The following is a 19,226-nucleotide window of genomic DNA, read 5'->3' as shown; positions in this document are numbered from 1 at the left end:
TCCCGCCGACACGAGACTCCACCCTGTTATCCTTGTGAGGTACGCCATGCCGATGCTCCGCATCCTTTTCCTTGCCATCTGCCTCTGTCTTGTCCCGGGTCTGACGCACGCCAAGGATCTTTTTACCTACGATGACGGAATTCTGCCTTACGGAATTCTGCCCGTTAGAGAGATAACTACCCTGTTCATCATCCCGGATCAGGAAGTTTTGCCTGCCTATATCCGGGGGGCGGCCGCTCTCTATCGGGAGAATGATATGCAGGGAGCGGCGGCCCTGCGTAAACAGGTCCTGAACGGGGACATGGACGCCCTCTTTGCGCTGGCCGCGCTGAGTAGACTGGCCGAAAAGGAAAACCGCCCTCCGCTCTTCGGTGCTCCCGCCGCCTTCTGGGAGGACTGGGCCGTGCGTATGCTGGGTGAAAAGGAAGCCTGGTTCCGCATCGGCGCGGCCCTGTTCGAATGCAGCAAGGCGGACGGACTTCCCAGAAAGAGGCTGCAGCAGATGGCGACGGACGTCCTGCGCAAGGCGGCCAGACTTGGGCATCCTGAAGCCATGTACGCCTCGGCCTACCTTTCAGTTCCCTACCCGGACAAAACCTTTCAAATCCCCAAGGACCCCGGCTTCCCGATCTTTCCCTCTCCAACCGATAACCCAAAGGACTACCAAGAGTTTCGTTACTGGATGAGTGCGGCGGCCTTCCACGGCTCGGCACGCGCCAGTTACATATGCGGCTGCGTGTATCGCAATCCTGATCCCAAGCTGTATGATGAAAAAAAATGCTTCGAGATGTTCTCCAAAAGTATGCGACTGGGACTCGTGCCTGCCGCAAACATGCTGCGCGGAGTTTGTATCCCCAATGAAGCAAACAATCTTCCGCATTATGCTAACTGCAAATCCAGTATATATTACGGGATCATTTATGCAAAAATGGATGATAATTCACCAATGTTGCGACTCAACAATAAAATTGCGAAGGCCATGATGGAAGGCAACAATGAAAATTTCCCGGAAGCCTGCCTGACCCGGAAGGAATACGAGGACGCCAGCCGCGAGGCGGAACAGGAATTCAAGCGCATCAAGGCCGACATGATCGCCAGGAAGGAAGCCTACGACGCCCTGTACGCCCGGGCCAAGACGATGCTTGCGGAAATGCGCGCCGCCTTTGCCGCGCAAGCGGGGGACGAGGCCCGGAGCGCGACCCCAAAGTAGCCCGCGGGCGGCCCGGCCACGGTCCCTGCCGGGCCCTTCCCTCTTGCGGCGTTCGATGCTATAGGGGGCACTTCCCGCGCCGGGGCGCAGCGCCCGCCCCCGCCGAACCCCCGACAATGAGGACAGCGCCATGGCAGCACCCTTGCCCAGCATCGTACTGGTGGGCCGCCCCAACGTGGGCAAGTCCACCCTCTTCAACCGTCTGATCCGCAGCAATCGCGCCATCACGCACGACCGCCCCGGCGTCACCCGCGACCGCATGGAAGGGACCGTGCGCCGCAAGGGCCTGTCCGACTTTCAGGTGGTGGATACCGGCGGCATCACGCTGGACGCCCATGCCGCCGTGGCCGAAGGGCCCGAAGGCATCCGCGGTTTCGAGGCCGACATCCTGCGTCAGGCCGAGGCCGCCATGCGGGACGCCTGCGCCGTGGCCTTCGTGGTGGACGCGCGCGACGGCCTCCTGCCGCTGGACGAATTCCTGGCCGCCCATGTGCGCCGCATGGGCCTGCCGACCCTCTGCGTGGTCAACAAGGTGGACGGCATCGAGCGAGAGGACGAGCAGCTTGCCGAATTCCATGCGCTGGGCTTCCCGGTGCTGGCCGTTTCCGCCGAGCACGGGCACAACATCCGCGCGCTGGTCGAAGAACTGGCCGCCCTGCTGCCCGACACGGACGAAAACGACGAAAACGCGACAAGCGAGGAGGACGCCCCCCTGCGTCTGGCCATGCTGGGTCGCCCCAATGCGGGCAAGTCCTCCCTCATCAACGCCCTGTCCGGCGAGGACCGCATGATCGTCTCCGACGTGGCGGGCACCACGCGGGACAGCGTGGACGTGCGTTTCACCAAGGACGGCCGCGACTATATCTTCGTGGATACCGCCGGCGTGCGCCGCCGTACGCGCATCACGGACATCGTGGAAAAATATTCGGTCAATGCGGCCATCAAGTCCACCACCAAGGCCGACGTCACCCTGCTGACGCTGGACGCCACCGAACAGGTGAGCCAGCAGGACAAGCGCCTCATGGATCTGCTGGACAACCGCAAGATCCCCTTCATGGTGCTCATCAACAAGTGCGATCTCGTCCCCGCCGGGGCCCTGCGCCAGCTGGAGAAGAACGTGCGGCAGATGCTGGCCTTCTGCGGCCATGTGCCCATCCTGCCCGTGTCCGCCCTGACCGGCAAGGGGCTGGAGAAGATCCTGCCGCTGGCGCGCACCATCCATGAAGAATGCGGCGTGCGCGTGCCCACCGGGCAGCTCAACCGGGCCATGGAGGACGTGCTGGCCCGCCATCAGCCGCCGGTGGTCAAGCGCGTGCGGGCCAAGTTCTTCTATCTCACCCAGGCGGAGACACAGCCCCCGACCTTCGTTTTCTTCGTGAGCGATGCCGAACGGGTGCCAGAGAGCTATGCCCGCTATCTGGAACGCTCCCTGCGCAAGATCTTCGGCATCAGCCATGCGCCCATGCGCATCCGGCTGCGCTCCAGCCACAAAAAAGACAAAAAATAGGGAGCGGTCCCCCCGCAGGCTATCCGCCTCCGCCGGATGCGGCCCATCCGGCGGAGGAAAGGACGGGAAAGGAAAAAACGCCGTCGTGCCGCGCCGGACAAGGGGATTCGTTGACAAGCCCCTGTACTGCGGCTAGGATTGCTGCTCAACTTTGACGCTACGCCACGGGGTATGGCCCGCGGCGTGGTCGTGTGCAACTTTTTTTCGTGAGGAGAAGCACGATGAAAAAAGGCATTTCCTGGCTCGCCGCGGCTCTGCTGACCACGGCGCTCGCGGCCCCGGCGCTGGCGGAAGACACCATCAAGATCGGCGTGCAGGGCGCGCATTCCGGCGACCTCGCCTCCTATGGCGTGCCCAGCCTCAATGCCGCCAAGCTCGTCATTGAAGAAGCCAACGCCAAGGGCGGCATCCTGGGCAAGAAGGTCGAACTCGTGGCCCAGGACGACCAGTGCAAGCCCGAACTGGCGACCAACGCCGCCACCAAGCTGATCTCCGACGGCGTGGCCGCGGTCATGGGCCCCATCTGCTCCGGCCCCACCAATGCCGCGCTGCCCATGTTCGAAAGCGCCAAGCTCATCAGCATCTCCCCCACGGCCACCACGCCCGCGCTGACGCTGGAAGGCAAGCACCCCTACTTCCTGCGCACCGTGGCGCATGACAACGCCCAGGCCGAACTGACCAGCAGCTACATCAAGGACGTGATGAAGGCCAAGAAGGTGGCCTACCTGCACGACAACGGCGAATACGGCAAGGGCTTCGCCACCCAGAACCGCAACATCCTTGAAAAGGCCGGCATCGAGACCGTGCTCTTCGAAGCCGTGACCCCCGACGCCGTGGACTTTTCCTCCGTGGTGCGCAAGCTGCGCCGCGCCAAGGCCGACGTGCTCGTCTTCGGCGGCTATCAGCCCACGGCCTCCAAGCTCGTGCAGCAGATGCGCCGCGACCGCGTGGACACGCCCCTCATGGGCCCCGACGGCGTGAAGGATGAGACCTTCCTCAAGATGACCGGCAAGGACAGCGAAGGCGTGCTGGCCTCCTATCCCAAGGACACCAGCTCCCTCGAGATGTACAAGAAGGCCCGTGAAGCCCATGTGAAGCAGTTCGGCACCGAACCCGGCTTCGGCTTCTACAATGCCTATGCCGCCATGCAGGCCATCCTCAAGGCCATCGAGACCAGCGGCGGCACCGATACCGCCAAGCTGCTCGAAGCCCTCAAGAGCAATGAAGTGGAGACCCCGCTGGGCAAGCTCTCCTTCAACAAGAGCGGCGACGCCGCCGGTCTCGGCCTGTCCGTCTATGTGGTCAAGGGCGGCAAGTTCGTGGAGACCGACCACACCATCACCCTGCACTAACCGACATCGGCGCACGGGCGCGGAGGCATGGCCTCCGCGCCCTTTTGCCCGTTGCGCCCCGGGCGAACCGCAGCACACAAGAACGGCATGGACGTCCAATATTTCATTGAACTTTTCTTCAGCGGTCTTACCCGCGGCAGCATCTACGCGCTCATTGCCCTGGGCTATACGCTGGTGTACGGCATCATCGAGCTCATCAACTTCGCGCATGGCGAAATCTACATGCTCGGCGCCTTCACGGCCCTGCTGGTGGCCGGGGTGCTGGGCATCATGGGCTTCCCGGCGGGCGGCATCCTCGTAGTGGCCGCGCTGGCCGCCATCATCTGGAGCGCCGCCTACGGCTTCACGCTGGAAAAGGTCGCCTACAAGCCCCTGCGCGGCGCGCCGCGCCTCTCGCCGCTCATCTCCGCCATCGGCATGTCCATCTTCCTCCAGAACTATGTGCTGCTGGCCCAGACCTCCGAGTATCTGCCCTTCCCGCGCCTGCTGCCGGACATGGAATTCCTGGACTACATCGACAACATCATGGGGCCCAGCGACTTCCTCATCCTCGTCTGCAGTATGCTGGCCATGGTCGCCCTGACGCTCTTCATCCGCTACACCAAGATGGGCAAGGCCATGCGCGCCACGGCCCAGAACCGCAAGATGGCGCTCCTGCTGGGCATCAACGCCGACCGCATCATCTCCCTGACCTTCATCGTCGGCTCCGCGCTGGCGGCGCTGGGCGGCGTGCTCATCGCCTCCCACATGGGGCAGGTGAACTTCAGCATCGGCTTCCTGGCGGGCCTCAAGGCCTTCACCGCCGCCGTGCTGGGCGGCATCGGCTCCATCCCCGGCGCCGTGGTGGGCGGTCTGGTGCTCGGCATCGCGGAGAGCTTCACCACCGGCTACATCTCCGGCAACTATGAAGACGCGCTGGCCTTCGCCCTGCTCATTTTCATCCTCATCTTCCGCCCTGACGGCATCCTCGGCAAGGCAAAGGTACAGAAGGTGTAAGCCATGATGCGTCCTGTCAGCAAAGCCATCCTTGCCTCCATCTGGTTCATGATCCTGACCTTCCCGGTCATGGGCATCAAGCTCAACACGGTCGAGCAGACCGTGGAGTGGCAGTTCGACCGCATCATCCTGCTGGGCGTGGCCATTTTCTTCCTTTCCCTGCTCTGGAACTGGTGTTTCAGCCGCAAGGGACGCGGCCTGCCCCTCATCGCCCTGCCCTCCGGCATGGGCGCGACCCTTGGCCGCCTGTGCAGCCTGCCCCTGCGGGACAGCCGCAGCCGTGCCGTTTCTCTGACCGTGCTGCTGCTCGTCATGCTGGTCATGCCGCTGGTGAGTTCCTTCTACCAGACCAATATCATGATCCTGGCCCTGCTCTACGTCATGCTGGCGCTGGGCCTGAACATCGCCGTGGGCATCGCCGGACAGCTCGTGCTGGGCTATGTGGCCTTCTACGCCGTGGGAGCCTATGCCTACGCTCTGCTCAACCAGTTCTTCGGACTCGGCTTCTGGGCCTGTCTGCCCGTGGGCGGCCTGCTGGCCGTGCTCTTCGGCCTGGCGCTGGGTTTCCCCGTGCTGCGGCTGCGGGGCGACTATCTGGCCATCGTGACCCTCGGTTTCGGTGAGATCGTCCGCCTCACCCTGCTCAACTGGACCAGCCTCACGGGCGGTTCCGGCGGCATCAAGAACATCCCCGGTCCCAGCTTCTTCGGCAAACAGCTCTCCATCGAGGACAACACCATCTTCATCTATTACCTCGTCCTTCTGGCGGTCATCCTGACCATCGTGGTCATCACCCGCCTGAAGAATTCCCGTGTGGGCCTTGCCCTGCAGGCCCTGCGCGAGGATGAGATCGCCTGCGAGGCCATGGGCATCGATCTGGCGCGAGTCAAACTCTCCGCCTTTGCCCTCAGCTCCTGCTGGGCCGGTTTCGCCGGCGTCATCTTCGCCGCCAAGAGCACCTTCATCAATCCGGCCAGCTTCACCTTCATGGAGTCGGCCATGATCCTGTCTATGGTGGTGCTGGGCGGCATGGGTTCCATCGTAGGCGTGGTCATCGCGGCCCTCATCCTCATCCTTGCCCCGGAATACCTGCGCGCCTTCTCGGACTATCGTATGCTCATCTTCGGTGCCATCATGGTCATCATGATGATCTTCCGGCCGCAGGGCCTGGTCACCGGCGAACGCCGCAAATACCGCATCAACGCCCTCAAGGGAGAGCAGGCATGAACAATCTCGCCAAGCACGACGCACAGACGACCGCCGGTCCCCGTCAGGTCCTCGTCGTCGAGGGGCTCTCCCGCGACTTCGGCGGTCTGCGCGCTCTCAACGATCTGGACGTGACCATCAACGAAGGGGAGATCGTCGCCCTCATCGGCCCCAACGGCGCGGGCAAGACGACCTTCTTCAACTGCGTCACCGGCATCTATACCCCCACCGAGGGGCAGATCTTCCTCTATGACGCCAACGGCAAAAAACAGCTGCTCAACGGCAAGAAGCCGCACATCATCACCAGCATGGGCATGGCCCGCACCTTCCAGAACATCCGCCTGTTCGGGGACATGACCGTGCTGGAGAACGTGATGATCGGCCGCCACTGCCGTACGCACGCCGGCATCTGGGGGGCGCTCACCCGCAACGCCCGCACCCGCCGGGAGGAACAGGACACCATCGACCGCTCCTATGCCCTGCTGGAGACCGTCAACCTGGCGCACCTCTGGAACGAATCGGCCCGCAACCTCTCCTACGGGGCGCAACGGCGGTTGGAGATCGCCCGTGCGCTGGCCACCGAACCGCGTATGCTCCTGCTGGACGAGCCCGCCGCGGGCATGAACCCGCACGAGACGCAGGAACTGGAGGCCCTTGTCCGCGATCTGCGCAGCCGCCTCAAGCTCTCCATCCTGCTCATCGAGCACGATATGGGCATGGTCATGTCCCTTTCGGACCGCATCTATGTGATGGAATACGGCTCGCGCATCGCCTACGGCACCCCGGAAGAGGTGCGCAGCAATCCCCGCGTCATTCAGGCCTATCTGGGAGAAAGCGACGATGCTTGAAGTCAAGGGCATTGATACCTTTTACGGCAACATCCAGGCCCTGCGCGACGTATCCCTGCGCGTGGACGACGGCGAGATCGTCACGCTCATCGGGGCCAACGGCGCGGGCAAGTCCACCACGCTCATGACCATCTGCGGCATCAACCGCCCCCGCAAGGGCGAGATCCTCTGGAACGGCGAGCCCATCCACAACCTGCCGCCCAATGAGATCGTCAAGCTCGGCATCTCTCAGGTGCCGGAAGGCCGTCTCATCTTCCCGGATCTCAGCGTACGCGAGAACCTCGATCTGGGGGCCTTCCTGCGCAAGGACAAGCAAGGCATCCGCAGCGACATGGACTATGTCTTTGACCTCTTCCCCATCCTTGCCCAGCGGCGCAAGCAGGCGGGCGGCACGCTCTCCGGCGGCGAACAGCAGATGCTGGCCATCAGCCGCGCCCTCATGGGACGGCCCAAGCTGCTCCTGCTGGACGAGCCGTCCCTCGGCCTTGCGCCCATCATCATCCAGCAGATCTTCAAGATCATCCAGAAGGTCAACGCCGACGGCACCACGGTCTTTCTGGTGGAACAGAACGCCAATCAGGCCCTGCGCATCGCCCATCGGGGCTACGTCATGGAGAACGGCCGCATCGTCATGAGCGACGCCGCCTCCAAACTGCTGGAAAGCAGCGATATCCGCGCCGCCTACCTCGGGATGTAGGCGCGCTCCATCCGTACGTGCAAGGCCCCTGCCACAGCGGGGGCCTTTTTTCGTCCCTGTCCGCGCCGCACTCCCCCGCCGCGCCGGGGCACGCCCTGGCCCGGAGCGGAGCAGGACCGCAAGATGACAATTTTCCGCTTTTGTTCTAGGCTGTTTGCCCACATGAGCGTTTTGCCTTTGAAAAAGGTAAAACGCGAGGCGGCAGCACAGCTCCGCCCGGCCCAGACCAAGCGGGATGATCGCGTTTTTTCCGCGAAACGGCAGGCCGTATGGTTTGGGACGCGAAGCGTTCCAAACTGAAAATGCTCATGGAGGAAAAGCATGTCCCGGACACTTTCGGCTCTGTTGCTGGCGGTCCTGTTCTGCGGTCTGATCGCGACGGTCCCGGCCCGCGCTTCGGTCACCCTGCTCATCCCGAGCCAGCCCGGCATCGAGCCTGCCGCGCTCCCCGCGTCTGACGGCAAGGCCGATGACCGGAATGACGGCAAGAAGAACAGGCAGGCCACGGCATCTTCTCCCGCGCCCGCGGCAACAGCGGAGAAAAAGGATAAGGCGGGGATGACGGAAGAGGCGAACGACGCACAGCGCGACGCCGCCCCCGCAGCGGACGCGACGCCGGAGGCGGCCAAGGCGGCCGCGGACGGCGCGACGGCCGCCGAGACCTCCGTCCCCGAGGCCGAGCCGTCTGCACCCAGCATCGCGCAGGAAGTGGACGTGCTGATGACCCGCATGGACCCGTTCCGGCATCTGGCGGAAGAGATGACCATGCCGCAGCTCTTTGCCGTGCTGCGCTTCGACGAGCATACCCTGCCCAAGGACGGGGTGATGCAGCCGGAACGGGTGGATCTGCTGGGCGACGTGGAAGAGGCCCAGTACCTCGACAAGAAGGCCTGGGGCGCCAATGTGGCGCTGGACAAGCCGGGCCTCTACCAATTCATCATCGAGACGCGTCCGTGGTGGAACGAGGCCGCCCAGCGTTATGATCAGCATTACGTCAAGAGCTTCCTGCCGGTCTACGGCGTGGAGGTCGGCTGGGAATACCCCGCGGGCCTGCCGGTGGAGATCGTTCCCCTGAGCCGTCCTTTCGGCCTGAGCAATCCCTGCCTGTTCAGCGGTCGCGTGCTGGCGCACGGCAAGCCGAGCGCCGGGACGCTCGTCCGCGCCCAGCGCATCAATCTGGAAAATTGCCCGGTGCCCAGCCGCTGGCATGAGGATGTCACCGTACGCACCAATGAGCGCGGCGAATTCGCGCTGGTGCTCAATCGACCGGGCTGGTGGTGCTGTACCGCCATCATGGACGGCACGCCCCTCAAGGGCCATGACGGCGATCCCCGCCCGCTGCAGATCGGCAGCTCCGTCTGGGTCTATGTGGATGCCGCCGACGGCCAGCGTCCCGCCCAGCCGCAGCCCGCCAAGAAAAAGAACAAGTAGGCGTCGTCCCCACTGACAAGACGCAAAGCACCCGATGGGACATGACATGGACGCGACAGGGGGAAGACCGGAAACGGCCTTCCCCCTGTTTCCATTCCGGGCGTTGCCTGTCCCCGCTCACCTTCGCCGTGCGGCGCGTGACAGCCGTGCCGAGGCCTTCGGCTCACCAGCACGCGGCGGCATGGAGCGGATTCGCATTGGAATCGTGTCCGATTTCAATGCTGACGCTGCCCTCACACTACGGAAAAAGCGTGTTTTTTCCGCTCACTTTCGGCCGGGCGGCGCTGTGCCGCCGCCTCGCATTTTGCCTTTTTCAAAGGCAAAAAGCTCTAACGCTGGGGAGACCTCACCCAAAGAGATGCAGCCGCACCAGCGCGGCAGGCGGCAGTCGCAGTTCCAGCACCTCGCGCAACGGCAGGGCAAGGGCATGGGCCATGAGGCTGCGGATGACCCCCGCATGGCTCACGAGCAGCAGGCATTCCCCGGCATGTGCTCCGGCCAGACGTCGTACCGCCGCGAGGGCGCGCCGTTGCACGTCCTGAAAACTTTCTCCGCCCGGCGGGGCCGCAAGGGCCATGTCCGCCCCGCGCGCCGCCCATTCCGCCGGGAAATCACGCCGGATATCCTCCTTGCGCAAGCCCTCCCAGCGACCGAGCGCCAGCTCGACCAGCGCCTCGTCCGTCAGCGGCGGAAGGACGACCTCGCCGGCCTCGCGCAGCTCGGACAGCATGAGGGACGCGCTCTCCCGGCAGCGGGAAAGGGGCGAACTCACGACCCGCACGGGCAGCGTCCCCGTCTCCCCCCGGCTGCGCCGCTGTTGCAGGAATCCCCGTGCCGCCCGCCGCATCTGCGCCCTGCCCGCCGGATGCAGCGGCACGTCCAGCCGTCCGTACAGCCGTCCCCGCACGGCGTCCGTCACCCTGCCGTGCCGTATGCACCAGATCTCGCCCGCTTCCGCTTCATTCGGCAGCGGCATGTCGTCCGTCCTCGCTGACGGCTACGCGGTCAGCCAGCGCCCGCCGCGCAATATCCGCGGGGACGGCCGCCTCGCCCCTGTCCGCCAGCGGCCGCAACGCTTCAGCAAGCGCGGCCTCCATGCGCAGGGCCCGTTCCCGGCGGCCCTCGATGGCGGCACAGGCGGCTTGATCCCCGGCATAGCGCTCCAGCTTGTCGGCAAAGCGCTGCGCAACGCTGACCCAGTCGCCGCCCCGACAATATTTGTCCGCCAGAAAGACGAGTTCCCTTTCCGTCAGCTTTTCAGGGGGCACAGGGAGCATGTCCCGGTGCGCGCCCACGATGACCGCCAGCCGTTCCAGTCCGTAACCTCGCAGCAGCCGCTCCCCGGCGGCCTCGTGTTCCGCCTCCCCCTTGCAGACATCGTGCAGCAGCCCGGCCACATGACAGCAGACGGGATCAGGAACGGACGCGCCGCGCCGTGCCCGCCCCAGCGCCACCGCCAGCGCCCGCGCCACGGTCCCCACGGCCCGCGCATGTCGCGATCCGCGCTCCGGCACGCCCCGCAGGCGCAGCAGTTCCTCGGCTTCCGCGACGCTAAGGATATCCGTCTCGACGGCCCGCGCGCGCAGGGCCGCGTAGTCGTCCGGCGTGTCCATGTCCCGCAGCATGAGCGCGTCCGCCACAGGCACATGATGCAGGGGAAGACGCGACAGCACGGCCCGCAGACCGCCCTCTTCGTCAGCGGCAAAGATGGACGGCAGCAGCCCCATCGGTAAAAAGACCGGATGCCCTTCCGTCCCCGCAAACGTCGGGATAAGCGCCCTACCGGGGAAATCAGCCGCCGCCCCGCTCAGACAGGCCACGGTGAGCGGACGCACCAGCGGCACATCCACAGGCTGCAGAAAGACCCCGTCGATAGCTGAGGCCGCCGCGATCCGCGCGATCTCCTCAAGGCCCGTCCGCACCGAGGAGAACATGCCCCGTTCAGGCCGCGGATTGCGGACGCTTCCCCATCCCAGACTCGCGCAGGCCGCTTCCACGGCGTCGGCATGGAAGCCCGTCACCGCCAGACGGACGCGAGCGCCGGACCAGAGCCGCGCCAAACGGGACAGGGCATGGTCGCCCGCGTCTTCCGTCAGCGGCAACAGCGCCTTGCAGCGCCCCATGCGGGACGCCTGCCCGGCGGCCAGTATCAACACGGCATATGGCATACGATCCCTCTCTTTTTTGCACAGCGTACGTTTGGGGGAAGAGGCAGGGACATGGGACACCCCCGCCTCCAAAGGCAAGCGGAGCGTGTACTGTTTATTTGGCTTATCTTCTGTACGCCCTACGTCCCTCGTCGCGTACTGCCTCCCCGTGCCGGAACCACGCGCTTGTCGGCGGGGCTGCTTTCCTGTGCACGGAACGGCGGCTGCGGCGTGAACACGGGTGGTCTGGACGCCGCCAGCGCCCGCTGGACGACATGGCGACACGCCTCGGTTTCCTGCGTGAGCTGCCGAAAGGAAAAGCGCAGCACCTGCCAGCCCGCCAGAACGAGTTCGTTCTGACGACGGAGCTGCCTGCCGAACTGCTCCGGGTCCATCTCCCGGACGTGGGTACGGAACCCATCCAGCTCAAGGGCGAGGCGGCGGCCGTCCGTGGTGTTGACGGCAAAGTCGATGCGGTATTTCTCGGCAGAAAGCCGCATCTCGTACTGACCGCAGAAATGATGCCTGCCCACCACCGGCCGCAGCACATCCCGGCAGAAAAGGCGTTCCACCGGACTGCAGCGCACGCGGCCGCACTGCCTGCCGTCGCAGGGCAGCGCCCCGAAACGAGAAATGATGTCCCGCTCGTCCTCCTCGTAGGTGGCGGGCCAGTCGCGCCCGGCTCGTTTCGCCGCAGTCGTTTTCCCCGCTTTGCCGCTCCGCCGCTTCGCGTAAAAAAGACCTCCGCACAACAGCGCGAGCGCACACAGGACAGCGTATTCCATATCCAGCTCCCTTGCCGCCTTTTTTGCCGCATCACGCGGGAAAGGCCGCGCCGGAAAAGTAGCGCAGGACGGGCGACAACTCCAGCCGCGCGCCACCCCGACCGTCAGCGGACGCCTCCTCCCTTGGGCGGATGCCCCACCGCTATCCCGTCCGGCCCGTGCACGATGCGACCCAGCACCCGCTCGAGACGCGGCAGCGGACTGCCGCAGGCGCAGGGCCTTTCCGTGAGGATGACCATATCCCCGGTGCGGTAGCGGATGAGGGGCAGGGCTTCACGTTGCAGGGTCGTCAGGACGAGTTCGCCGGGCTGTCCGGGCGGCAGAGGTTCGCCGCTCCGAGGATCGACCACTTCCGGCAGCAGATCCAGCGCCTGCCAGTGCAGACCGTCGCAGGCCGGGCATTCCACGGCTCCGGCAAAGGCGCTTTCCGTGGAGCCGTAATGTTCCAGCACCGGGATGCCCCACGCCTGCCGGGCCGCCGTCCGCAGGTCGGGGTCCAGCCAGTCGGCCGCGCTGAGGATGCCGGATACGCCGGGCAGGGCCGCCGGGCAGCAGCGCAGCAGCCCCCGCAGCTGTTGCGGCAGCAGGAGCAGCACGCAGGCGTCCGCCGCATCCGGGCCGCAAATGTCGTCCTTTCGCAGGGAAAGGACCTGCCCCTCCTCTCCCCCCGCCTCGAGCAGCATGGCGGCCAGCCGTTCGTCCGTCGCCACCGCCATGCCCTGCGGGGCAAGGCCCTGCCGCAGCAGATCCGCTATGCCCTGCGGCCGGTGCGCGCCGGGCAGGAGCACCCGCAGCGTCTGCCCGGGCCGGATGAGGAAGCGCATCCCCACGGCAAAGAAATCCCGCGTCCGGGCCAGATCATGCAGGCTGAAGGCCAGCCGTTTGGGCGTCCCCGTGCTGCCGGAGGTCTGGACCGTCACCATGCGTTCCACTTCGGAAAGCGATACGCAGAGCATGTCCTCCCAGCGACGCAGGTCGTCAGCCGTGGTGAAGGGCAGACGCGATACCTCCGACAGGCAAGCCAGAGGCGCGTCCTCGTCGGCCAGTCGGCGTGCGTACAACCGGCTGCGCCGTGCCGCATGACGCAGCCGGGCATTGAGCAGCTCCAGCTGTCGCCGGGCAAGGCGGCCGCACAGCTCTTCCGGCGTGCGCGCGCCGCACTGCCGGGCCAGCCAGGCATCGAGACTATGGGCAAAGGGAGCGCCATCAGGCATGGGACGGCCCGCCTCCGGTCTCCGGGACTGACGGGGCCGGTCGCAGACGGTCGGGATAGAGCATACTCCCGTCCACGGCGGTCAGATTATGCAGACAGAAGGGGACCATGCGTCCGTCGGGCCGCATGACATGGATGCAGCAGCCGCGCACGCGCTCCACATCCAGATCAAGAGCGTCCTGAAAGGCCATGCAGGACAGGGTGAAACGCCGTTCAACGCCCGCCCGGGCCAGAAAACGGCTGAAATCGTCGGCAGCCGCGTCGGGAACGGGCATACGTCCCGCGCCCGCCCAGTGCGCGGCCACGAACTGCCGGGAGCGGCGCGCCCCTTCGGCGGCTTCCAGAGGGACCGGCAACGGCGCTGCCGCCGGACGGGTGGGCGATGTCGGCCCGCAACACGAGGACGCGCCGTCAGCGAGCAGGCGCAGACCGGGCGTGCCGTCCGGGCCTGTCTCACGGGCATAGACCGCGCTGAAAGAACACAGGGAGTGCTCGCAGCCCGGCGGATGGACATGTTCCGGGCGCACGAGCTCGGGGGCCTGCGCGCAAAGGGCGGCCAGCACGTCGAAGAGCGACAGTCGCGGCGCGGTCAGCAGTTCGCCGGGATAGCGTCCGAAGCGGGAAAGCGGTTGCAGATGCAGACCGCGCACGGCGGGCCCCAGCCGCAGGGCCTGACGCAGCAGGTCCCCCAGGCGGGACAGATTGGCCTCCGGCATCAGGGTGGCCACCAGCACCACGCCCAGCCCGGCCGCCGCGCAATGCCGCACGGCATCCGCCTTGCGGGCCATGAGGCTCTCGCCGGGCAGCGTGCCGCGCAGGGGCGCGCAGGCGGCGTCATCCGGGCCATCCCATTGCAGATAGACCGAATCCAGCCCGGCCTCGCGCAGGCGAACGGCATAGGACGCTTCGCGCCCCAGGCGCAGCCCGTTGCTGTTGACCTGCACCAGCCCGAAGCCCCGCGCGCGCACCGCCCGGATGATGTCCGGAAGATCGTCCCGCCGGGTGGGTTCTCCGCCGGAAAGCTGCACGTTGCAGCCCGGCGAGACCTCCCGCAGACGGTCGAGCTGACGAGCCAGCACATCCGGGGACGGGTCCGGCGGCACGTCCGCCGTGCCTGCCGCGGCGTAGCAGACCGGACAGGCCATATCACAACGCAGGGTCACTTCCAGCAGGGCGGTACAGGTGTGCTGGGCATGGCCGGGGCAAAGGCCGCAGTCAAAGGGGCAGCCCTGTGCCGCCTCCGTCAGGGGACGGGCCGGATAGGAAGGCGTCTTGGGTCGTTGCCAGTCCTCGAAGGCAGGCAGGCCGTCCGTCCGCCGCAGGACGGGCACGGAAAAACTCCCGTGCTGGGGGCAGGTCTTGCGAAAGACGACCGTCTCCCCTTCCCGCACATAGGCGGCGTCGATGCGCCGCAGACAGACGGGACAAACGCTCTGCGTGCGATGCAGCGTGCGGACGGGATCGCTCATGCCTGCTCCGCGTGGGCCATGATGTCCAGATCGTAGGCCTGCGCCAGCTCCAGCAGCTTTTCCCAGGACTCGGCCAGCAAGTCGCCGCAACCGGCGGGATCGGGCCGCCCCGCCGTCCCGTTCCCGGCTTCGCCGCGCTGGGCGGCCAGCCCCGCCGCCACACTGTCGCAGGAACAGCCGCCGAAAGCGGCCGTGCGTTCCCGGAACCATTGGGCATAATCGTTGAGCACCGCTTCCAGCAGGGGATGCGCCTCCTCATGATCAGCTCCCTTGCCGGCCAGCAGGCCGAGCGCGCAGGCCCCGCCGGTCAGCAGGCCGCAGGGGCCGTCCGCATGGCCGATGCCCACGCACAGGCCCTGCATGGCGCGCACCAGCGCGGGATCTTCCTCGCCGCGCGCCTGCAGGAGCAGCAACAACAAGAGCTGACTGCAGCAATAGCCCTGCCGTATCCACGGCAAAAATTCCAGCATGAGCGGATGCATCTTTCTCTCCTTGTCTCAGATCGTCTGCCTCGCGTTCACGGCCACCCAGACGCCATAGCCCGGGCGGCTGCCTTTTCGACAGACTGACCGGCAGTCGGCCGCGCCGTCAAGGCCGAGTTGCCGCAGGCTCTCGCCGTCCCCGTACCAGACGAGCCGCGCCGTCAGTCGGGCAAGTTCGCGGCTTTCGTCCGAAAAGGACAGGAGACGGAGACCGGCTGTCCGCAGCAGCCCTTCCCATTCCTCCCGCCGCCGCGCCCCCGCGGCGCAGCCTCCGGACAGGGACACGACGGACGTATCCGCCGACGGCCGCCCTGAGCCGGGAGCGATGGACGCCGTGTCGCGGTCCGCCGGACGGCTTTCGGCCTCGTCGCGCCGCACCAGATCGCTGAAGCCCAGCACCCCGCCGGGCCGCAGCACGCGGACCGCTTCGGTCAAAAAGCTTTCCGGGCGCGGCAGGAGGGAGGCCACGCACTGACACAACACCACATCGGCCCAGCCGTCCCGCAGGGGGATGTGGCGGATGTCCGCCGCGCAAAAGAGCGGCCGCACCGCGCCTGCCGCAGGGGAAGGAGGATGCCGCCAACCGGATCGGGGCGTCCTGTCCAGAGCCACGACCCGCTCTCCTTCCGCCGCCAGCCGCAATGCCGCCGCGCCTTCGCCGCAGCCCGCGTCCAGCACCCGCAGCGGTCGCGCGGCATCCCGCGCATCGTCCGTGCCGTGGCCCGGACCATCGGTCAGCGCCGCCCGGCAGGCCCGCCAGAGGCGTTCCGTGGCCGCCGCGCCGCCGGGATGCCATTCTCCGCCGCTGACGGCGCGAAACAGGGGATGCGCCCAGGGCAGAGACATCACTTGTCTTCCAGCAGGCGTTCCACTTCCAGCATCTTGCCTGCGGCCAGCGAGCGCGGGATCATGGTCAGGCCGCAGCGCGGGCAGCGGGGCAAAAAGACATCAAAGGCACTCTGCAGATATTCGCCCTGCACCTTGCCCTGCTCCAGCGCGCAGCCGCAGCGGCCGCAGCGCCACGGCCCCCCGTCCGGGGCGTAATTGGGTCCCATGCTCATGCCTGACCTCCCTGTCCTTCGTCGTCGCAACAGACGGACCCGCCGGACGGGCCGTCCGCCGTCAGGATGCCCGGGACCCGCATACGGTGACACCAGGCCGCATGGAGCACGAAGCCCGCGCCGTCCGCCGCCGGGCTGTACTCCACCCAGAACGTCACCTGTCGCGGCCGCCAGGCCCCCAGACGATGCCCGTTGCTTTCATTGACGAAATACGCGCCCTCCCGCTCGATGCGGGTGACGGTTTCGCACACGTCCTCCCGCAGGATGTGCCGGGCCTCCATCTCGCGCAGCACGTCCTCCGGGATATGCAGCGGCAGCCAGCGGGCCATGCGGTCGGGGACCGGCGTACCGCAATCGGGGAAACGCCGCACAAGGCGTTCACGCAGGGCGGCGCGGGCGGCACGCCGGGCCGAGAGCCCGGGACCGGGACGTGCGGGCTCCGCAGGCTGTCCGGCCAGCTGGGGCAACAGATCGAAAAGATGCAGGGACGCCTTGCCCCCGGCCACGAGCCTGTCCCGGCACATGATGCAGGAGGTGAGCGCCGTGTGCGCCAGCTCCTCGCCGCGTCGCACGCTCATGGATGCCGCCAGTTCCGGCTGCGCGCACCAGACCAGACCGCCGTAGCCGCAACAGGCCGTTTCCCTGCCGCTGAGAACGGGTTCGTCCAGCGTGGCCCCGGCCTTGCGGGCCAGCGAGCGCACGGCCGCCTGCCACGCGGCGTCATGCCGGGCCGTGCAAGGGTCCTGCACGCTCAGCGTCCCGTGCGCCGGGGCCGCATCCGTCCCCGGCCAGGGCAGCGCGTCGAGCACTTCCCAGAGCGAGAGCGGGCGAGCTTCGGGCAGCGCCTCCCGCAACACGCTCAGACAGGACGAACAGGCCGCCAGCAGCCGGGGCCTGCCGCAGGCTTCCCAATGTTCCCGCAAGGCGGAGGTCTGTGCGGCAAAGTCCGCTTCCCGCCCGGCCCAGCGCGCCGGGATGCCGCAGCAGCGCAGCAGCAGGCCCACCGGCCCGCGCGCCAGCCCCGGCGCGAACTCGCCCGCTCCGGCCAGCGCCGCGCGCAACCAGTCGAACAGGGCTTCCACCTGCTCCCCGCGCGAAGCGGCAAGCTGACAGCCGGGGAAGAACAGCCAGCCCTCGCCCCCTGCGGCGTCGTGCGAGGCGGACGTTCCCCCGTCCGCAGGCTGCGCGTCCGGCGGGATGCGGACGGCGCAGGCCTCGCCGCAGGCGGATTCCATGTCCTCCAAGGCGAACTCATGCGCCGAGGCCGGCATATAGCCCCGTTCCACCATGTCCCGCCGGGACGTGAGGCAGAGCTCGGACATGGAAAATTTCTCCGGGCACAGCTCCTCGCACTGCCCGCAGAGCGTACAGCCGTTGATGAGTTCATTGGCCAGGTGCAAGCCCATGACGATGGCGGCATTATTGAACATCTGCCGGGCGTAGACGCGAGGATAGCCCTTGTACTTCTGCAGGAGCAGGCACTGCTTCACGCAGATGAGGCACTGGCACTGCAGGCAGCGCGCCGCCTCCTGCCGGGCTTCCGCCTCACTGTAGGTCTCTGCGGCGGGCTCCACGCGCGGCACGGGCACGATGCCCTCCAGACGGGTATGCAGTTCGCGCGGGCTTTCCTCACGGGCGGCGGTCAGGGAGACGCCCCCGGCCAGCCGTTCCAGCGATCGGGCCGCCTGCCGCCCTTCCCCGGCCTGCCGGGAGGCTGACGCATAACTCATGCCCGCAGGCGTCCGTGAAGGGCGGCCCGCCACGCAGACCGTATCCCGCCAGTGCAGGGTGGCGGCGTCCACTTCCGCCGCTTCCAGCGCAAGTCCGGCCGCGGCCCCGGCGTCCACCAGCACGGCGTCCGTCTCGGCACAGGCCCGCGTCAGGCGCGCGGCATCCAGCGCCGCCGCTTCAAAGCGCACGCCCTTGCGTTCCAGCGTCTGCCGCTGTGCCTCCCAAAGGACAGCCATGTCCGGCACCAGCGGGAAAACTTCGGCAAGCCCCGCCTCCACGGGCCGGTCATGGACGATGACCACGCCGTAGCCCTTGCCCGCCAGATCCCAGGCAGCCACCAGCCCGGCCAATCCCGCGCCGAACACGGTGATGCTCTTGTTCTTGCGCGGCATGGGCAGCGGCCGGGACTGCGGCCCCAGCGCCTCAAGGCAAAAGACCTCAAGCCCGCGCACGTCCAGCGAACCGCCGAGATCGCGCCGGGCGCAACCCTCCTCGCAGGGATGATCGCACAGGCGGCAGAACAGTTCCGGCAGCGGCAGGTGGCGCTCCAGCAATTTGCGGGCCGCGGCCCACTTGCCCTGCGCGGCCTGATCAAGAAAGGCCCGCACATCAAGATCCAGCGGGCAGTCCCGGCGGCAGCGCGGCGGGCTCTCCTGCGTGCAGCGGGCCTCTGCCCGCCGCAGATAGTCCTGATCAAAAACGGTCATATGGCGTTCCCTATGGGGTGACTCGTGCTGGTTACTTTTTGGGGGGAAGGGGAACCCCTTTCTTCCCCAAAACCCGCTTCCCTCAAGGAGAGATCAAAAGAAATGGCCTTTCCAAACCAATATCATTTTGCGGCGAACTGTATACACACCCGTCAGGATATACCTTCAGATGATGCGCCCTGCTCCCTGATGAAAGCGCGCAGGGGAAGGGATGGGGGACCGGGGGAAGGATGACGAGAACGTCTTTTCACGCTTCGCTGCGAAAAGACTGGGCCCTCCCGCGCCGGCGGCGACCGAAAGGCGGCCGTAGGCCGTGCCCGTTGCGACGCAGGAAGCTACGGGCATCGACAGCAGAGCGAGGGGTTTCCCTTCTCCCCAAACGAA

The 19,226-nt window shown here is 66.7% G+C and carries 17 protein-coding genes; 8 read left to right on the top strand and 9 right to left on the bottom strand.

Annotation, left to right across the window (positions count from 1 at the left end; all coding sequences use genetic code 11):
• Positions 1-46: 46 nt before the first annotated feature.
• The 8 genes from Q0K00_RS05075 to Q0K00_RS05040 all read left to right on the top strand — a co-directional run bounded on the left by Q0K00_RS05075 (position 47) and on the right by Q0K00_RS05040 (position 9,247).
• Positions 47-1,210, top strand: a complete 1,164-nt coding sequence (locus tag Q0K00_RS05075) for a hypothetical protein (protein ID WP_297227803.1) — start codon at positions 47-49, stop codon at positions 1,208-1,210.
• Positions 1,211-1,340: 130 nt separating this feature from the next.
• A complete protein-coding gene (gene der / locus Q0K00_RS05070; protein WP_297227801.1) occupies positions 1,341-2,717 on the top strand; it encodes a ribosome biogenesis GTPase Der in 1,377 nt (458 codons plus the stop codon).
• Positions 2,718-2,938: 221 nt separating this feature from the next.
• Complete coding sequence (locus Q0K00_RS05065; RefSeq protein WP_297227800.1) at positions 2,939-4,069, top strand: branched-chain amino acid ABC transporter substrate-binding protein; 1,131 nt, start codon at positions 2,939-2,941, stop codon at positions 4,067-4,069.
• A gap of 87 nt (positions 4,070-4,156) precedes the next feature.
• A complete protein-coding gene (locus tag Q0K00_RS05060; RefSeq protein ID WP_297227799.1) occupies positions 4,157-5,065 on the top strand; it encodes a branched-chain amino acid ABC transporter permease LivH in 909 nt (302 codons plus the stop codon).
• Between the two features lie 6 nt (positions 5,066-5,071).
• Positions 5,072-6,292 carry a branched-chain amino acid ABC transporter permease gene (locus Q0K00_RS05055; protein WP_297227825.1) on the top strand — a complete coding sequence of 407 codons (1,221 nt, stop codon included), beginning with the start codon at positions 5,072-5,074 and terminating at the stop codon, positions 6,290-6,292.
• On the top strand, positions 6,289-7,119 hold the full coding sequence (locus Q0K00_RS05050) for an ABC transporter ATP-binding protein (protein WP_297227797.1): 831 nt from the start codon (positions 6,289-6,291) through the stop codon (positions 7,117-7,119). The genes Q0K00_RS05055 and Q0K00_RS05050 overlap by 4 nt, the downstream gene beginning before the upstream one ends.
• Positions 7,112-7,816, top strand: coding sequence for an ABC transporter ATP-binding protein (locus tag Q0K00_RS05045; protein ID WP_297227795.1), 705 nt, complete (start codon positions 7,112-7,114; stop codon positions 7,814-7,816). Before Q0K00_RS05050 ends, Q0K00_RS05045 begins: the two co-directional genes overlap by 8 nt.
• Positions 7,817-8,137: 321 nt before the next feature.
• Positions 8,138-9,247: a DUF4198 domain-containing protein gene (locus Q0K00_RS05040; protein ID WP_297227794.1), complete on the top strand. Its 1,110-nt coding sequence runs from the start codon at positions 8,138-8,140 to the stop codon at positions 9,245-9,247.
• 346 nt (positions 9,248-9,593) lie between these two features.
• Here the strand turns inward: Q0K00_RS05040 and Q0K00_RS05035 are convergent, their stop codons facing one another.
• The 9 genes from Q0K00_RS05035 to Q0K00_RS04995 form a co-directional block, all read right to left on the bottom strand.
• Complete coding sequence (locus tag Q0K00_RS05035) at positions 9,594-10,223, bottom strand: histidine phosphatase family protein (RefSeq protein WP_297227792.1); 630 nt, start codon at positions 10,221-10,223, stop codon at positions 9,594-9,596.
• Positions 10,207-11,415: a DVU_1551 family NTP transferase gene (locus Q0K00_RS05030; protein ID WP_297227791.1), complete on the bottom strand. Its 1,209-nt coding sequence runs from the start codon at positions 11,413-11,415 to the stop codon at positions 10,207-10,209. Before Q0K00_RS05030 ends, Q0K00_RS05035 begins: the two co-directional genes overlap by 17 nt.
• Before the next feature lie 119 nt (positions 11,416-11,534).
• The gene (locus tag Q0K00_RS05025) at positions 11,535-12,179 is read right to left on the bottom strand and encodes a DUF559 domain-containing protein (protein WP_297227790.1); all 645 of its coding nucleotides are present in this window, start codon (positions 12,177-12,179) and stop codon (positions 11,535-11,537) included.
• A gap of 104 nt (positions 12,180-12,283) precedes the next feature.
• Positions 12,284-13,393 carry a DVU_1553 family AMP-dependent CoA ligase gene (locus tag Q0K00_RS05020; protein WP_297227788.1) on the bottom strand — a complete coding sequence of 370 codons (1,110 nt, stop codon included), beginning with the start codon at positions 13,391-13,393 and terminating at the stop codon, positions 12,284-12,286.
• On the bottom strand, positions 13,386-14,861 hold the full coding sequence (trsS, locus tag Q0K00_RS05015; protein WP_297227786.1) for a radical SAM (seleno)protein TrsS: 1,476 nt from the start codon (positions 14,859-14,861) through the stop codon (positions 13,386-13,388). The genes Q0K00_RS05020 and trsS overlap by 8 nt, the downstream gene beginning before the upstream one ends.
• Entirely contained in the window at positions 14,858-15,343 is a 486-nt protein-coding gene (locus Q0K00_RS05010) for a DVU_1555 family C-GCAxxG-C-C protein (RefSeq protein WP_297227785.1), read from the bottom strand. The genes trsS and Q0K00_RS05010 overlap by 4 nt, the downstream gene beginning before the upstream one ends.
• A gap of 15 nt (positions 15,344-15,358) precedes the next feature.
• A complete protein-coding gene (gene trsM, locus Q0K00_RS05005) occupies positions 15,359-16,189 on the bottom strand; it encodes a DVU_1556 family methyltransferase (RefSeq protein ID WP_297227783.1) in 831 nt (276 codons plus the stop codon).
• On the bottom strand, positions 16,189-16,404 hold the full coding sequence (locus Q0K00_RS05000; RefSeq protein WP_297227781.1) for a DVU_1557 family redox protein: 216 nt from the start codon (positions 16,402-16,404) through the stop codon (positions 16,189-16,191). Before Q0K00_RS05000 ends, trsM begins: the two co-directional genes overlap by 1 nt.
• A complete protein-coding gene (locus Q0K00_RS04995; protein WP_297227779.1) occupies positions 16,401-18,842 on the bottom strand; it encodes a pyridine nucleotide-disulfide oxidoreductase/dicluster-binding protein in 2,442 nt (813 codons plus the stop codon). The genes Q0K00_RS05000 and Q0K00_RS04995 overlap by 4 nt, the downstream gene beginning before the upstream one ends.
• Positions 18,843-19,226: the final 384 nt, after the last annotated feature.

Source organism: uncultured Desulfovibrio sp. (genome assembly GCF_944327235.1).
Lineage (GTDB): Bacteria > Desulfobacterota > Desulfovibrionia > Desulfovibrionales > Desulfovibrionaceae > Desulfovibrio.
This window is presented reverse-complemented; position numbering and strand designations above follow the sequence as displayed.

Excerpts from the sequence above, each read along its gene's own strand:
- Q0K00_RS05050 (WP_297227797.1), top strand. The coding sequence starts at position 6,289 with ATGAACAATCTCGCCAAGCACGACGCACAGACGACCGCCGGTCCCCGT.
- trsM (WP_297227783.1), bottom strand. The coding sequence starts at position 16,189 with ATGTCTCTGCCCTGGGCGCATCCCCTGTTTCGCGCCGTCAGCGGCGGA.
- trsS (WP_297227786.1), bottom strand. The coding sequence starts at position 14,861 with ATGAGCGATCCCGTCCGCACGCTGCATCGCACGCAGAGCGTTTGTCCC.
- Q0K00_RS05055 (WP_297227825.1), top strand. The coding sequence starts at position 5,072 with ATGCGTCCTGTCAGCAAAGCCATCCTTGCCTCCATCTGGTTCATGATC.
- Q0K00_RS05040 (WP_297227794.1), top strand. The coding sequence starts at position 8,138 with ATGTCCCGGACACTTTCGGCTCTGTTGCTGGCGGTCCTGTTCTGCGGT.
- Q0K00_RS05000 (WP_297227781.1), bottom strand. The coding sequence starts at position 16,404 with ATGAGCATGGGACCCAATTACGCCCCGGACGGGGGGCCGTGGCGCTGC.
- Q0K00_RS05020 (WP_297227788.1), bottom strand. The coding sequence starts at position 13,393 with ATGCCTGATGGCGCTCCCTTTGCCCATAGTCTCGATGCCTGGCTGGCC.
- Q0K00_RS05025 (WP_297227790.1), bottom strand. The coding sequence starts at position 12,179 with ATGGAATACGCTGTCCTGTGTGCGCTCGCGCTGTTGTGCGGAGGTCTT.
- Q0K00_RS05060 (WP_297227799.1), top strand. The coding sequence starts at position 4,157 with ATGGACGTCCAATATTTCATTGAACTTTTCTTCAGCGGTCTTACCCGC.
- Q0K00_RS05035 (WP_297227792.1), bottom strand. The coding sequence starts at position 10,223 with ATGCCGCTGCCGAATGAAGCGGAAGCGGGCGAGATCTGGTGCATACGG.
- Q0K00_RS05065 (WP_297227800.1), top strand. The coding sequence starts at position 2,939 with ATGAAAAAAGGCATTTCCTGGCTCGCCGCGGCTCTGCTGACCACGGCG.
- Q0K00_RS05045 (WP_297227795.1), top strand. The coding sequence starts at position 7,112 with ATGCTTGAAGTCAAGGGCATTGATACCTTTTACGGCAACATCCAGGCC.
- Q0K00_RS05030 (WP_297227791.1), bottom strand. The coding sequence starts at position 11,415 with ATGCCATATGCCGTGTTGATACTGGCCGCCGGGCAGGCGTCCCGCATG.
- der (WP_297227801.1), top strand. The coding sequence starts at position 1,341 with ATGGCAGCACCCTTGCCCAGCATCGTACTGGTGGGCCGCCCCAACGTG.
- Q0K00_RS05010 (WP_297227785.1), bottom strand. The coding sequence starts at position 15,343 with ATGCATCCGCTCATGCTGGAATTTTTGCCGTGGATACGGCAGGGCTAT.
- Q0K00_RS04995 (WP_297227779.1), bottom strand. The coding sequence starts at position 18,842 with ATGACCGTTTTTGATCAGGACTATCTGCGGCGGGCAGAGGCCCGCTGC.
- Q0K00_RS05075 (WP_297227803.1), top strand. The coding sequence starts at position 47 with ATGCCGATGCTCCGCATCCTTTTCCTTGCCATCTGCCTCTGTCTTGTC.